The organism is Pseudorhizobium xiangyangii, from assembly GCF_020531965.1.
Classification (GTDB): domain Bacteria; phylum Pseudomonadota; class Alphaproteobacteria; order Rhizobiales; family Rhizobiaceae; genus Neorhizobium; species Neorhizobium xiangyangii.
In genome coordinates this window covers 1-13,550 of sequence record NZ_JAJAWH010000049.1, presented here as the reverse complement: position 1 = coordinate 13,550, position 13,550 = coordinate 1, and the positions used below count along the sequence as shown (strand labels likewise).

At 55.3% G+C, this 13,550-nt stretch carries 13 protein-coding genes and 4 pseudogenes; 5 read left to right on the top strand and 12 right to left on the bottom strand.

What is annotated here, in order from left to right; genetic code table 11:
• Window positions 1–543: 543 nt before the first annotated feature.
• From LH464_RS23450 to LH464_RS23440, 3 genes and pseudogenes are all read right to left on the bottom strand, one after another.
• Window positions 544–834 (bottom strand): addiction module antidote protein, encoded by a 291-nt coding sequence (locus tag LH464_RS23450; RefSeq protein WP_226788830.1) that lies wholly within the window; start codon window positions 832–834, stop codon window positions 544–546.
• Window positions 827–1,090, bottom strand: a complete 264-nt coding sequence (locus LH464_RS23445) for a type II toxin-antitoxin system RelE/ParE family toxin (protein ID WP_390625046.1) — start codon at window positions 1,088–1,090, stop codon at window positions 827–829. The genes LH464_RS23450 and LH464_RS23445 overlap by 8 nt, the downstream gene beginning before the upstream one ends.
• A 133-nt stretch (window positions 1,091–1,223) precedes the next feature.
• A pseudogene (locus LH464_RS23440) lies at window positions 1,224–1,376 on the bottom strand (DUF932 domain-containing protein); the annotation flags it as partial.
• Window positions 1,377–1,554: 178 nt separating this feature from the next.
• Here LH464_RS23440 and LH464_RS23435 point away from each other — a divergent pair.
• Window positions 1,555–1,836, top strand: a complete 282-nt coding sequence (locus LH464_RS23435; protein WP_226788828.1) for a hypothetical protein — start codon at window positions 1,555–1,557, stop codon at window positions 1,834–1,836.
• Between the two features lie 249 nt (window positions 1,837–2,085).
• On the opposite strand, the pseudogene LH464_RS23430 reads toward LH464_RS23435, so the two are convergent.
• The 7 genes and pseudogenes from LH464_RS23430 to LH464_RS23400 form a co-directional block, all read right to left on the bottom strand.
• A pseudogene (locus tag LH464_RS23430) lies at window positions 2,086–2,328 on the bottom strand (CopG family ribbon-helix-helix protein); the annotation flags it as partial.
• Between the two features lie 62 nt (window positions 2,329–2,390).
• Complete coding sequence (locus tag LH464_RS23425) at window positions 2,391–2,747, bottom strand: type II toxin-antitoxin system RelE/ParE family toxin (RefSeq protein WP_226788827.1); 357 nt, start codon at window positions 2,745–2,747, stop codon at window positions 2,391–2,393.
• Window positions 2,747–3,025 (bottom strand): CopG family ribbon-helix-helix protein, encoded by a 279-nt coding sequence (locus LH464_RS23420; protein WP_226788826.1) that lies wholly within the window; start codon window positions 3,023–3,025, stop codon window positions 2,747–2,749. The genes LH464_RS23425 and LH464_RS23420 overlap by 1 nt, the downstream gene beginning before the upstream one ends.
• A gap of 98 nt (window positions 3,026–3,123) precedes the next feature.
• Window positions 3,124–4,335, bottom strand: a complete 1,212-nt coding sequence (gene repC, locus LH464_RS23415) for a plasmid replication protein RepC (protein ID WP_226788825.1) — start codon at window positions 4,333–4,335, stop codon at window positions 3,124–3,126.
• Between the two features lie 154 nt (window positions 4,336–4,489).
• Entirely contained in the window at window positions 4,490–5,494 is a 1,005-nt protein-coding gene (gene repB, locus LH464_RS23410) for a plasmid partitioning protein RepB (protein WP_226788824.1), read from the bottom strand.
• Window positions 5,495–5,569: 75 nt separating this feature from the next.
• On the bottom strand, window positions 5,570–6,775 hold the full coding sequence (gene repA / locus LH464_RS23405) for a plasmid partitioning protein RepA (RefSeq protein ID WP_226788823.1): 1,206 nt from the start codon (window positions 6,773–6,775) through the stop codon (window positions 5,570–5,572).
• 282 nt (window positions 6,776–7,057) lie between these two features.
• Window positions 7,058–8,179, bottom strand: coding sequence for a hypothetical protein (locus LH464_RS23400; protein ID WP_226788822.1), 1,122 nt, complete (start codon window positions 8,177–8,179; stop codon window positions 7,058–7,060).
• 69 nt (window positions 8,180–8,248) lie between these two features.
• Between LH464_RS23400 and LH464_RS23395 the strand changes: the two genes are divergently transcribed.
• Window positions 8,249–8,593, top strand: coding sequence for a hypothetical protein (locus LH464_RS23395; protein WP_226788821.1), 345 nt, complete (start codon window positions 8,249–8,251; stop codon window positions 8,591–8,593).
• Window positions 8,594–8,648: 55 nt separating this feature from the next.
• On the opposite strand, the gene LH464_RS23390 is transcribed toward LH464_RS23395, so the two are convergent.
• The gene (locus tag LH464_RS23390) at window positions 8,649–9,734 is read right to left on the bottom strand and encodes an ABC transporter ATP-binding protein (RefSeq protein WP_226788820.1); all 1,086 of its coding nucleotides are present in this window, start codon (window positions 9,732–9,734) and stop codon (window positions 8,649–8,651) included.
• A gap of 38 nt (window positions 9,735–9,772) precedes the next feature.
• Window positions 9,773–10,165, bottom strand: a complete 393-nt coding sequence (locus LH464_RS23385; RefSeq protein ID WP_226788831.1) for a GntR family transcriptional regulator — start codon at window positions 10,163–10,165, stop codon at window positions 9,773–9,775.
• 155 nt (window positions 10,166–10,320) lie between these two features.
• Here LH464_RS23385 and LH464_RS23380 point away from each other — a divergent pair, with 155 nt between their 5' ends.
• The 3 genes and pseudogenes from LH464_RS23380 to LH464_RS23370 form a co-directional block, all read left to right on the top strand.
• Window positions 10,321–11,874, top strand: coding sequence for an ISL3 family transposase (locus tag LH464_RS23380; protein WP_226788819.1), 1,554 nt, complete (start codon window positions 10,321–10,323; stop codon window positions 11,872–11,874).
• Window positions 11,875–11,961: 87 nt separating this feature from the next.
• Window positions 11,962–13,452 (top strand): annotated as a pseudogene (gene istA / locus LH464_RS23375) (IS21 family transposase); the annotation flags it as partial.
• Window positions 13,453–13,460: 8 nt separating this feature from the next.
• Window positions 13,461–13,550 (top strand): annotated as a pseudogene (locus LH464_RS23370) (IS21-like element helper ATPase IstB); the annotation flags it as partial.

Sequence of the window (13,550 nt, the reverse complement as noted above, 5' to 3'; positions counted from 1 at the left end):
TCCCGAGCTCGTGCGGAACAGCGGGGCTGGGAGGGGAAACAGGTTTCGCGGGGAACCGCCTGCACGAAACGCAGCGCCAGCGCAGTGAAGGAAGGTGGGCGGAAGCCTGTTAGGGGATGAGAAGGGGCAGCGCCCCTTCGGCCTCCCCCGCCTTCGAAAGAGCAAAGCGCCGGCCGACCGTGACTTGGATACCTCCGCAGGCTAAGATACTATCGGCGTCCAGATAGAGGGCGTTGCATTTCGACGCTTGATCGACCGCCGCAACCCTTGCATATCCAATCTTCACGGGTTCTTTCGCCGTTGCGCATTACAGAACGTTTTTCAGCAATACGCAACGCTTTAAAAATTACCTCGGATGGACACAGCATTTCCGGGCTCTTTCCGGGTCTCCCCGGGCGTTTGCGCAACGGGTGTGTAAACGTTCGTTTAGGCAACGCCGTTGCGTATTAATTCTAAAGCAATTGGGATACGCAACTAGGACGGCGGTGAGCGCCAGCAACAAGCCTCGCAGGCCGGTCGATCCGGCCGGAGGGGCTTACAGCGCTAAGCAGCATTATGCCTCGGCGTTAGATGGAAGCCGATTGCCTTCAGAACAGCGACAATTGTTTCAAGCGTCGGATTTCCATTTGGGCTCAAGGAGCGATACAGGTGTTCACGGCTCAGCCCAGTGTCTCGGGAAATTTTAGTCATACCTTTTGCACGCGCGATTGTTCCAAGTGCAGACGCAATCAGCTTGGTATCTCCTGATTCCATAGCCTCCGCGAGAAAGGCTTCGATAGCCTCGTCGCTCGTCAGCATTTCCGCTACGTCGAAGTCGTAAAATTTCTCAGCCATCGTTTTCACTCCATTGGGCGGCGATCTCTTTCGCCGTGCGGATATCTTTGTCCTGCGTGCTCTTGTCGCCTCCACACAAGAGCACAATGATCAGGTCACCGCGTTGCTGGAAATAGACGCGATAGCCTGGGCCATAGTGAATGCGCAGTTCGCTTACACCTTCTCCCACCGGAGCCACATCGCCTGCATTTCCGATTGCCAGGCGCTGCAAACGCATAGCAATCGCCGCCTTTGCCCGCCCGTCCTTTAGCTTCATGTGCCACTTTCGGAATGTGGCGGATTGCTTGAATATGCTCATGACCACTTGTAGGTTAAAAGCTACAGTTTGTCAAGTTTATGCCATGGAGATGGTGGTGGATTTCCGCGCCAGCACCATCTCCTTTCTAGGTTCAGGCGGCGACCTTGATGCCCTTGAGGGCGGCCATCCGCTCGCCCAGCAACCACAGGGCCTTGTTAAGCTTCACGTCCTGATCGATGCCATTGACGGCGCGGCTCCTGACACGGCGGGGCCTACCGAGATCGTCCCGGCCGACGGCGCGTAGGCGAGCAGGTTCAACAACTCATCCCGGGACTGCTCGAATATTCAAGCCGCTTGAAGACTTCCTGCTCTCCACCCTCCTATATGTCACCGAAGTCCAGGAGGATCCTGAGGCCGGAATCGTCGATCTTCCACGCCGCAACAACCGGGCTTCCAAGGCTGCCTTTTCAAGCAAGAATCCAATGGTTGCCGCCGACGAGAGCCTGTTCAAGATTTCTTATGTCTCGTCGGTAAAGCGTGGCAGCTATGGTCCACGCGGACCCGAGGAAGGCAAACGAGCTCCGTACAGGAGACATGAGGTTCCGGGTTTCTGGCGCAGACAGGCTTATGGTCCTGGCAGGAGCTTGCGGCGTAGAATTTACATCAATGATTTCGAACGCGGCCATGGCGAGCTGGTGCCCAAAACGTCGATGACGAAGGTGACCGCCGTCAATTCAGACACCCTCGATAAGGTGATGGCTTAACGGCCGTCACCCCTTCCGGACATCATCTGTCGGATCTTTGATAACTGCCTTTCCGTCGGCTAGCTGCTGGACGCTCTCGCTCAAACGTTCGGAATTAGCTGGGGTGGATAGCAAATGGAGGGTCGGCTCTTCCTCATCACCGGACGGAACACGGTCCAGGATTCTTAATGCCGCATCGACATCACCTCGAGCGGCACGTTTCTTCAAATTATCGAAGCCCTGTTCATCCTCGTAGGCATCAGGGATTGCTATAATCCTATCAAGATCATCGATGACATCGTCCAGGTCTTCCCACTCACCAGCAGCAATCTGCTCTCGCCCTCGGATTACTGCCAGGATGTCCTTGCCCTCGGCCGCCAGATAGCTTTTCAACGCCCGCACGATGACCCAGCTTCTGGTTCGGTCGCAGGCCCCAGCGATTTTCTCGATGTCGGCCAAAACATCGACGGGCAGCTTCATCGTCAAGGGATCTGAAAGCTTGTCTGCCATCATTTTGGTCTCCATCTGAATAATATAAAAATGGCTCCTGAGGTTCGAGCGCGGGGGCCTCGTATCTATCGGCGAAACGCGCCGCCACTATACGTCTCTTCTTTGTCGTCTTCATCACTGCCGTCTGCAATGCTAAGCTCGACTGGCGCATATGCGTCCTTCTGGCGTGCGTCCCTGATTGCGGCAATCTCGATGATGCCGTCGCGGGCGCGAATAGTGAGCACCAGAGGAGGCATACTCACCTTCCGAGTCCCTTCCAGAATTCCTTTTTCTGTCATCTGAGGAAACGTCGAAAGGAGATCTTTCTGCCTCTCCAGCCGTTCAATTAGCCGTCGAGCAGCTCCAGGGTCCATTTCCGCAAGTTCGGCAACCCTGCTCAGGAACCAGCGTTCCGCGCTTTTAGATAGGCGAACAGGAGGCATTAACCGACCCGCATGTCGCGTCGATATTCGGCTGCGTCAACGATAGTTCGAGCCTTCTGGAGAACGTCCTCTAGGTCAACGCTTTCCCCGCGATCCAGTTCGTCTATACCTTGAGCATCGCGGAGAATTTCAGCACCTTGCCCTGCCAGGTAATGACTGAGCGCCTTCTGCATCACCCAGGTGCGATCACGCTCCAGAATCCCGGCAATCCGGTCAAATTCAGCAACTAAAGGTGTCGGCAGCCTCAGCGACACTTGAGTTTTTTCGCTATGAAACATGTCCAATTGCTCCGTATTTCAATGAAATACACCGTAACCCACTCTCAGTGAAAGTCAATGTCCTAAGCTTTGATGCCTGGAGGGATGCCTCCCAACCATCACCCCACCATCCTCGCTGGCTCACCGTTCGTTTTCAGCGCCGCCATCAACATCGGCCCGACAGAGAACTCCCCTTCCCTCGCCTTCTCGGTCAGTGCCCGCAGATATCCCCCAGCCGAATTGATGTGACCGGACCTTTGCAGGATGCAGGCAATAACAATCGCGGTGCTTTCCTGACCCATAATGTCGAGGGCATCCGCATAGGCACTAGGCGAGATCCCAAGGAAACCGCGGACCTGGGCGGCAACCATCATGAAATCGCGCCAGCTGGTTATTCCCTCGGGGGCGTAGTCGATAATCTCGGGGCAAGCCTTCAGCACTAATCCAAGTGGGTAGGCCTTCGGCGGGTTCATTGGCCGACTGATTGGCTGTGCCCTCGCCTCCCCTGCATTTTCGAAAGCGGGTTCAAATTCAAAAATAGAGTCTGGTTTTGATTCAGTTTGCTGCCGTCCATATTGAACGGCATTGCCGCCCATATTTTGAGTATTTGTGAGCTTTTCCAACATCATGTCGATATCCTCGCGGATCTCGCTGAGATCGCCCACGATAGCCTCGAGCTGGGCGACAGTAGCTCGGCGTGGGATTGCATCCACAACAGCCCGGAAACAGCTCCAGAGAGCCTGCCAGTCGCCAGCAGCGCCTTCTTCCATGGCTGCCTCGATGATCTTGTAGATATCGCGCCTGTAGAGCGTCACACGCTCACGCATCAGCTTCAACGCACGGTTCTCTGCCCGAACATGATCGGCGGCCGCCTGGATCTCTTCTGAGCGAACAAGAAGCGGTGCAAGGGAGAAACCAAACGCCTCTTCCAAGGCCCCCTCCCCCGTCTTGCGGGCATAGCGCTTACCATTGGGGCTATCACGCCTCAGGATGAGCCCGGCATCAACGAGAGCAGCCAGATGCCGTCTGAGGCTCGTATCGGCCATGCCGTGAGCTCGCAGGGACAGCTGCCGATTGGATGGAAAGACCACCAGGCCGTGTTCCTCAGACAATTCAGCTTCGGGGTAGAACGACAGCAAGGCGTGCAGGATCGCCAGCGAGCGATCACTGACACCAATGATTGCCTTAGCTTCGCAGAGATCGTGATAGACCTTCCACTTGTCGACGACCTTCCCCTCTGGGATCTCGTCAGCTTCCTTGTAGCCAGCCAGTAAGGCAAGCGACATCGCACGGCCACCGAATGGGGTGGTCGCAATGTTATGCGTCTCCATTTTCCTTCACCTATCTTCAGGCAAAAGAATTCCAGCCGTCCAAACAGACGTTACGACTCTTGACAGCGATTCGGGGAAATGCGATTCTCACTTTGCTAAGAGATGAGAGAGGCTTCCACGACGGTGACGTTTGGGGCCTTTTTCTTTTGCGGGTTTAGTCTCCTGGTTGTTTCTTTTCCGATTTCCTGAATGCCTCGTAGAGGTCATCCAATTGGGATCTGATAAATTCTCCGAACGGCTTCGCGTCCTTCTCCGTGAATTCTAGCGAATACCCCTTCGGCTTTGATTTCGAAGCAATGATAACAGCCTTGTTTTCAGGAGCCCAGGCATCAGCTGCTTGGTCGGTTGTAGGTCTCTTTGGCTTCTTTGCCTTCGCTTTCAGGTGAGCGAGCATCTGGCTGAAGCCCTCTCCCCTCCCCTGCGCATCCTTGAATTCTTCTGAAGCAATGAACTCGACTGCCTTGTCAGCATTTGCAGGAACCATGACGAGTTTCTTCAACTCTTCCCAGCGATCACGGCCAATCCCCTTCCCCGCTCCAATGGCCTCGAGAACGGTTTCAGGAATCGTCTCGACGACAGACAGCATTCTGGAAAGAAGCGAATCGTCGACTGTTAGCGCAGACTTGGCGACCTCTTTGGTCATGCCGCGGTCGAGAAGCCGCCGAGCAAACAGTGCCTTTTCAATAAAGGTCAGGTCAGCTCGAGCGGTGTTTTCCTGCCCCTGAGCGATGACGTGCTCGATATCCGCCATCTGCTTGATAACAGCACGAACCTGAATACCCAGCTCGCGGGCAGCCTTGGCACGTCGGTGACCGAAGATGATTTGATACTGACCAGTTGCATCCGGATGAGGGCGTACCAGGATCGGCGTGGATTGCCCACTCTTCCTGATAGCTTCCTTGAGCGTCTCGAAGTCATCAGCCTGCTCACCAATGCGGTCAGCAACAAAGGAACCCTCGAGGAAATTGGGATCGAGAGAGATAATGGTCTCCCCATCCACCATCCTCAAACTGGCCTCTGCCATTTCATCCAAAGACTGCAGCATTGAACGTGAAGCACCGCGCTTCGTGTAATCAGCTCTGGCTTCAGAAACTTCGGCTGAAGCTGTATCGCCCTTGATCGATGCGGTCACGCTTGCCAGCAGGTTTTTTCTAGCCATTGAAACCTCCTGAAACAGCCTTCATCATCTTCATATTGTTAGCGAAATTGCCATTCTGCACGGCTGTCAAATTCATCATTTGCGCCCCCATGCTTTATGGATCAGCGACACGACTTCACCATTGACGGCATTCAAGCTTTCGATGGCCCGATCATATGTGGAGCGCGTGAACTGCGCCCGCTCGATTTCGTAGACGCTCTGCTTCGTGATTCCCGCGTCGGCGATCGCCGTGGATTTCACCATCTGGTTTTTGAGCATCCTGTTGCTGAACATCGCCTGCAGGAAACCAACCATTGACAACTGCGGTCCATCTGTCGGCTCGTAGCGCGTGACCAGATACCGGAACCACTTGAGCTTGACGGTCGCTCCTGCGGACTTGATGGACTGCAGGATACCGCCGAGCATGAGTAGGAATTGACTCATGGACATCACGTCGAGCATTTGGGGGTGGATGGTGATCAAAACCGACGTTGAAGCCGTCAGGGACGTAAGAGTGAGATAGCCCAGCTGAGGCGGGCAATCGATCACAACCACGTCGTAACGGTCGTCGACTTCCTTCAGGATCGTCGAGATGCGAGTGAAGAACAGGCGACCTTCTGGCGAGCTTTTGTTCGATGCTGCCAAAGGCGTTTCGTACTCGTATTCCTGAAGCTCCAGGTTTGCAGGCACAATATCCAAACCTGGGAAATTCGTCGGCCGAATGATCTCTGTTATAGAGATCCGCTGGTCATCGTATCGGAGCGCTTCATAGAGCGATGGGTTCTTATCCAACTCAGGCTGGATGCCATGCAATGAAGTCAGGGAAGCCTGAGGATCGAGATCGATCGCAAGAACGCGATGGCCTGTTAGCGCCAGATATTGCGCCAGGTGAGCAGCGGTCGTCGTTTTGCCCGAGCCACCCTTGAAATTCACCACAGAGACGACTTGAAGGGCTTCACCCTGACGGCGATGAGGTACGTACCGTTTGAAGTCAGAACGGCCGTGCTTGTCGAGGTACTGACGCAGTTCAAGCATCTGCTGAGCCGTGTAGGAACGACGGCCAGAGGATGAGACTTCAGGGGAGGGGCCCTTGCCGTCCAGGTGCAGCTTCTTGATGTGATTTTGAGTTACGCCGAGGAAGTCAGCGACTTCTGCAGATGAGAAAAGCCGTAGTCCCTTTTGAGCATTCGGCGGATACTGCTCGATCCTCAACATGTTCAATTTGTCCGAAATGAGCTCTCCCTGCCGGAGGATCTCCTCGTCAAAATCGATATCAAAGTCGTGATCTGGCATCACATTCATTTTCTGCTGAACCCGGAGTAACGCTTTTCCGAAGCAAATCGCTTCGCAACCGGGATTAAGCCCCGATTCTCCGATTCCAGCAAGAAGTTTTTCGTTAACGAAAGGTTAACCCGTGGACAGCCCCTTCAACAGATGCAGAAGAATGCTGGGGCCTTAAAGGAACTCAGGGTCTGATCGGGAATCAGAGCACTGTATTTTAGACGCTAAACGCTTCTCATTACATGCTTTTTTGGCAATCTGCACGGCTGTCAAATTTTGCAGTGACGGCTGTCGTCCGAAGCATCAAACCATCACCTTCTTCGGCCGCCCACGCCTACGCTTCGGCTGATCCCCGCGATCGATCTCGACAGCATTAGCTGGCTTCAACCGTGCAATAGCCACCCAATACTCAGCAGGCACCAAAGGCTGAAATTCGACAGGCTTCTTCTTGCGACTATCGCCAAAGGCATTTGAAACCACATTTGAAGCCCATTGGAGGCCACTGATAGCTAGGACCTCCAACACGTCGACAGGGGGCTGTGACGGATAGGCCTTGGTACCAACTATCTGCTCTGAATCGACAGCCCATTTCTTGGCTGTGTGCTCGGAGACATTGATGAAGGAACCAACGTCGGCATACCGGATGCCCTGAAGTCGAACCAATCTTGCGTAGAGATCCCGCTTCTCAGGCACGGACAACGCACCAGGCTTCACCACCAGCTCCTGATAACGATCCCAAGCAAGCTCTCTGATGGTGGATCTGCAATCATCCAGGGATTTGCCACCCAGCTCGTAGTGCAGATGGCCAAACGACGGCGTAGCTCGCTCATTACCAAGACGTCGCGGCTTGCCGTTGATCCTGATGGTTACAGATTCTGGCTCACCATCAACAGCCAGCAGGGCATACCCATTCAGCTGGTGGTCAACGTCTTTAAGGAATTCTTCTTCCTCCAATCCATCGTCAGCAAAAACCCTGGCGGCCTGGCGGATAATTTCCCATGCATAGTCAGGAATGGCAGCTGTGAGTTTATCCAAGACCTCTTGGCTGGGCGCATTTCCCAACTTGCTCAGCCCGTTGTCCGCGGACTTAGCGAGGAGCTCAGCAATCCTCTGCTGGCAGAAGCCCTCATTCAGACCGTTGATGGAATTCAGCATCTCGACGGCTCTACTGGGATCGCTCGTCAGTTCCTTGACCGAATAGGATCTTTTGGCGAACACTCTGGCTGCTGCTCGGGCAACCTCCCAGTCGTGAACGTCCGCGCTGTAAGTGGAGGACTCCTTTTTACAACTCAGCAGGCTCGCATTGATATTCGAGATCAGGGTCTTCGCAGCAGTATCAGGATCTTGTTCAAGGAAGGTTCTGACTTCCTTGTCCTCAAGGTTCAGGATCGTGGCTAACGCCTTAAGCTGATTGCTGATACCCAACTCAGCCTTCACGATGTAATTATTGATACGGTCCTCGGCTGCTCGAGCTGCTCGAGCTTGGACAGCCGTGTGAACATGCTGCTGGAATACTGGGGTGGCGAGGCCGCATACTGGGCATTCCTTGGCACCAGCGAGGATTTCGTCCTTGCCACCCTGCGCAGGATCGGCCGCCCACGCATCATTGAGTTCCAGGTACCGATTTCGTGCACCTTTTACGGCGAAGCAGGTGCAGGCACCGCCACCAGCATTATCGATGCCTATGCCACCCTACATGGCATCCAGCGCTATCCCAGAGACCTCGACATCACCCTGACCGCTCCCCTGCCCTCGTCCGCCGTCCTCGAGATCCACACAGAAGGGAACCGGACTTCAGACGTTTTGGTGTCCGTTGCCCTGCCAGCTTTGTCAGTGTAGACGCCTGACCTGCATATTGTTGACACCAATGTGGATGGTCTGGAATTTCTCAGGTTCAGTTCGCGACAGGCAAGGCGTTTCCTGTCGATTTATCAAACAGGTGCTCCAACCCTGCTGACGGGCTGATCATAATATTGTCGCCCTTCTTGACACGCGTGCGCTCCTTGAGGGAAACGATGACGTTCTGCCCCTCCGCTTTGGCAATGATCAAAGTGTCAGCACCGGTGAACTCTGTCGAGAACACCTTGAGGCTGATCGCATTAACATTGTCCGCTGTGATCTCGCAGTGCTCAGACCGGAAGCCTAACAAATGCGGCCTGCCGCGTGTTTGCTGCCCTCGACTACGAACTTTTACCCTGTCACCCGCCTTGGTGAGAAAGACGGAATCATCGTCCTGTGCTATTTCGCCCTCAATAAGATTCATCATAGGTGAACCCATAAACTTCGCGACGAAAGTGTTGGCTGGCGCGTCGTAAAGCTCCGTTGGCGAGCCGACCTGCTCAATTGCCCCTCCCCGCATGACGACAATCTTATCTGCCATGGTCATAGCCTCGACCTGGTCATGCGTTACGTAGACAGTGGTGGCTCCCAGCCTGTTATGAAGATCCCTTATCTCGGACCTCATCTGAACCCGCAGATTGGCATCCAGGTTGGACAGAGGTTCATCAAACAGGAAGACCTTTGGATTTCGCACCATCGCACGTCCCATTGCCACCCGCTGGCGTTGCCCACCGGATAGCTGACGCGGATACCTGTCAAGCAAGCTACTGAGCGAAAGGATATCAGCAGCATGTTTGACAGCTTTGTCGATCTCGGTCTTCGAGGACTTCTTCAATCGCATCGAGAATGACATATTCTCCGCGACCGTCATGTGTGGGTAGAGCGCGTAGTTCTGGAACACCATCGCGATGTCGCGATTCCGCGCCGACGCATGAGTTACATCACTACCCTCGATCAATACATCTCCTGAAGTTGTATCCTCCAGGCCAGCAATCATCCTAAGCAAGGTTGACTTACCGCACCCGGACGGGCCAACGAGAACGCAAAATTCTCCCTTAGGGATGTCGAGCGATAGGTTTTCAATTATTTTGACAGCACCAAATGATTTCGAAATGCTGTTCAACCCAACTGCCGAGTTCATTCTAGCCATCCCATGCAATTCCTCTAACTACGATATACTCAGGCGGGGTACTTAACTTGTTCCATTAAGCTGGCGGCCGCAGACTCACAGTGCTGCCGAACTAGCAGCGCCGCTGCCGCACCATTCCGGCGCTTGATCATCTCAACGATCATGTCATGTTGATCGCAAATTTCAGCTATCCGTTCTGGCGTGTAGGGGAACCGCGATCGCAGAGCGACCACCAGCTCCCAGCCACTTTTTAACATGCGCATAGCTTCAGGATTGTCAGCAGGTTCGTACATCGCATCGTGCAATCGGCCATTGATCTCGACCATAGCCCGAACATCATTCACCTTTGCGGCACCAGTATATGCGTCCTGAAGGTCAACGATTTTAGTGAGTTGATCGGCAGTCAGATTTTCGACCGCTTCGTGGACTAGATAAGCTTCAATTTGGGTTCGAACGCCCCACAGGTTCCTGATAAAACTTACATCAATTTGCCTGACAATGGTCCCTTTGTGTCAATCGGCTCGGAATATTGGGTCTGACTCATTCTCGATGATGTTTCGGATTCTACTGGCCTGGTTTCCGATGGAGAATCAGCACTATGCGAGCCCATTTTCGGCTTTCCGATCTGATCCCTGCCGAGTTGAACGTAGAGGCAGTGCACCACAGCGAAGATGTGATCGTGGTCGCCGCACATGGTCAGTCCCGAGATTGCAGGTGTCCCGAATGCGGCACGATCTCCCATCGTGTTCACAGCCGCTACCCTCGGATGATCGCCGATCTGCCGTGTGCAGGCCGGAGCATAGAACTGCATCTGACCGTCCGACGCTTCGTCTGTAGCGCCGTCCATTGCTGCCGAAAGATTTTCGCCGAGCGTTTCGGTGATGACATAGTCCGACCGATGGCCCGCAGGACAGCACGCCTGGACACCTTGGTGCACCATTTAGCTTTGGCATTGGGTGGTCGCCCGGCAGCACGGTTCGCAGATCGTCTCGGGTTTCCGGTTAGCAACGACACGCTGCTTCGAACCGTTCGTCGATATGATCGACCACCACCAACGCCGCCGAGCGTTATCGGCATCGATGACTGGGCGTGGCGTCGCAATCATCGATATGGCACGATCATCTGCGACCTTGAGCGGCGGAAGACGATCGCCCTGCTGCCCGACCGAGAACCGGCGACAGCTAAGGCCTGGCTGGTCCAACAGCCGCAAATCGAAATCGTGGCAAGAGATCGCGGCGGCGGGTATGCGCAGGCCGCTGCACGAGCCCTGCCACATGCCGAACAGGTCGCCGACCGCTGGCATCTCATGGAAAACGCTAGCCACGCCTTTCTTGACGCCGTTCGCAAGTCAATGCGGCAGGTGCGCGTGGCAGTTGGTACAGCAACCGTAAATCCCAAGCTTCTGACTGCCGCCGAGCGCTTGCAATATGACGGATATCTGCGGCGTGAAGAGACAAACTCTGTCATTCGTGGACTCGTCGGCGAAGGCGTGTCCATCAAGGAGATCGTGCGAAGAACTGGGCATAGCCGAAAGCTAGTTCGCAGCGTCGTCCGTGGTCAAAGGACAGATATCTTCCGCGTCCGGCAAACTTCGCTCGAACCACACCTCCCGTGGCTCGAAGCGCAATGGGATGCTGGATTACGAAACGGTGCTGAACTCTGGCGACAGCTTCGGCTGGCTGATTTTGGCGGCGGTCTCCGCGTTGTCACGGAATGGGCAACACGACGACGAAGGGCCGAAAAGGCCGAGAACGGGCTTGGCCACGCGCCGGCGGCACGCACCATCGTCCGCCTAATGACCCTTGAGCGTAACAATTTGACTAAGGCGCAAACGATGACGGTCGCCGCGATCGAGGAGCAGCTACCTGACCTTGTCGAGGCAAGAGACGTCGTGGAGAGCTTCCACGATATGCTGCGGCGTAGGTCTAAAGATGATCTCGACACGTGGATCGACCGCGCAGCAGCAAGCTTGGTCGCGTCATTCGCCAACGGCATCATCCGCGACAGAGCAGCGGTTCAGAATGCAATCACTTCAGTTTGGTCGAACGGCCAGACAGAGGGTCAGATCACCAAACTCAAACTCATCAAGCGCCAGATGTACGGGCGCGGGAAGCTCGATTTGCTTGAGGCACGTATCGTCGGTGCCCCCTGATGTCATCGAGATTGCGTCAGACCCCAATTTTGACCCCCCACCTGTTTCGTCTGACCATCCGTCTTTTGCTGGCGGATGGAGGGGGAGTTGAAGCGAGTGGATACGATTGCGCGTGTTCGTCGAGCCTTCCATGTGCAGGGCTGGTCAGTGAAGAAGATCGTCCGGGAGCTGCATGTTTCCCGTAACACGGTCCGCAAGATACTGCGATCTGATGAGACGGACTTTTCCTATGAGCGCGAACGGCAGCCACTGCCGAAGACCGGAGCCTGGAAGGCTGAGATCGAGCGCTTCCTGGCCGCGAACGAAGGCAAGCCATCTCGCGAGCGACTGACACTGATCCGGATTTACGAAGAGCTTCGCGCGTTGGGTTACGACGGCAGCTACGATGCGATCCGGCGCTATGCGAAGGGATGGTCGAAGGATCGAGGGGCCGGGACGGCCGAAGCCTACGTTCCGCTCTACTATGCGCCCGGCGAGGCTTATCAGTTCGACTGGAGCCATGAGATCGTCCTGATCCAGGGCGTGACGACGACGGTGAAGGTTGCCCATGTCCGGCTCTGCCATAGCCGGATGATGTTCGCGCGGGCCTATATGCGTGAGAGCCAGGAGATGGTCTTCGACGCCCACGACAAGGCCTTCAACTTCTTCCGTGGCACCTGCACGCGCGGCATCTACGACAACATGAAGACGGCGGTGGAAGCTGTCTTTATCGGCAAGGAACGGCTCTACAATCGCCGTTTCCTGCAGATGTGCAGCCATTATCTCGTACATCCCGTAGCTTGCACGCCTGCATCCGGCTGGGAGAAAGGACAGGTCGAGAACCAGGTTGGCCTCGTACGGGAACGCTTCTTCACGCCACGCCTCAGGGTCAAAAGCCTGGAGGAACTCAATGTCTGGCTGCTCGACAAGTGCATTGCATATGCCAAGGCCCATAGCCATCCCGAACAGACGACGCAGACGATCTGGCAGATGTTCGAAGCTGAACGTGGCAGTCTTGTGCGTTATGTCGGCCCATTCGATGGTTTCCACAGCGTGCCAGCGTCGGTGTCGAAGACCTGCACCGTCCGCTTCGACAACAACAAATACTCGGTCCTGTCGACTGCCGTCGGCCGCCCAGTCGAGGTTCATGCCTATGCTGATCGGATCGTCATCAAACAGGATGGAGCGACGGTCGCGGAACACCAGCGCAGCTTCGGCCGTGGCGATACAGTCTATGATCCCTGGCACTATGTCCCTGTCCTTGCTCGCAAACCCGGTGCCTTGCGCAACGGCGCTCCCTTCCGAGAATGGGTTTTGCCAGCCGCCATGGAGAAGGTCCGCAAGCGACTGAAGAGCGTCGATGACGGTGATCGGCAGATGGTCACCATACTCGGGTGCGTTCCCGCCGATGGTCTCGCAGCCGTTGAGGCTGCCTGCCAGGAAGCGCTCAATCACGGCGTCTGCTCGGCCTCGGTGATCATCAACATTCTGGCGCGAAGCCGCGATCCGGCTCCCGCTGCAACCCTGCAAATCCCGGATGCGCTTCGGCTTGCCCATGAGCCGGTCGCCGACTGCGCCCGTTACGACAGGCTCAGGAGAGTAAGTTGATGGAACGCACACAGGTTCTCGAACTGATGAGCACGCTGAAGCTCTACGGAATGCGTAGCGCTTATGACGAGGTCATGGGAAACGGCATC

What these genes read in the sequence shown, in the direction of transcription:
- LH464_RS23450 (WP_226788830.1), bottom strand. Translation starts at nt 834, where the DNA reads ATGGCTGAGAAATTTTACGACTTCGACGTAGCGGAAATGCTGACGAGC.
- LH464_RS23445 (WP_390625046.1), bottom strand. Translation starts at nt 1,090, where the DNA reads ATGAAGCTAAAGGACGGGCGGGCAAAGGCGGCGATTGCTATGCGTTTG.
- LH464_RS23435 (WP_226788828.1), top strand. Translation starts at nt 1,555, where the DNA reads ATGGTTGCCGCCGACGAGAGCCTGTTCAAGATTTCTTATGTCTCGTCG.
- LH464_RS23425 (WP_226788827.1), bottom strand. Translation starts at nt 2,747, where the DNA reads ATGCCTCCTGTTCGCCTATCTAAAAGCGCGGAACGCTGGTTCCTGAGC.
- LH464_RS23420 (WP_226788826.1), bottom strand. Translation starts at nt 3,025, where the DNA reads ATGTTTCATAGCGAAAAAACTCAAGTGTCGCTGAGGCTGCCGACACCT.
- repC (WP_226788825.1), bottom strand. Translation starts at nt 4,335, where the DNA reads ATGGAGACGCATAACATTGCGACCACCCCATTCGGTGGCCGTGCGATG.
- repB (WP_226788824.1), bottom strand. Translation starts at nt 5,494, where the DNA reads ATGGCTAGAAAAAACCTGCTGGCAAGCGTGACCGCATCGATCAAGGGC.
- repA (WP_226788823.1), bottom strand. Translation starts at nt 6,775, where the DNA reads ATGAATGTGATGCCAGATCACGACTTTGATATCGATTTTGACGAGGAG.
- LH464_RS23390 (WP_226788820.1), bottom strand. Translation starts at nt 9,734, where the DNA reads ATGAACTCGGCAGTTGGGTTGAACAGCATTTCGAAATCATTTGGTGCT.
- LH464_RS23380 (WP_226788819.1), top strand. Translation starts at nt 10,321, where the DNA reads ATGCGAGCCCATTTTCGGCTTTCCGATCTGATCCCTGCCGAGTTGAAC.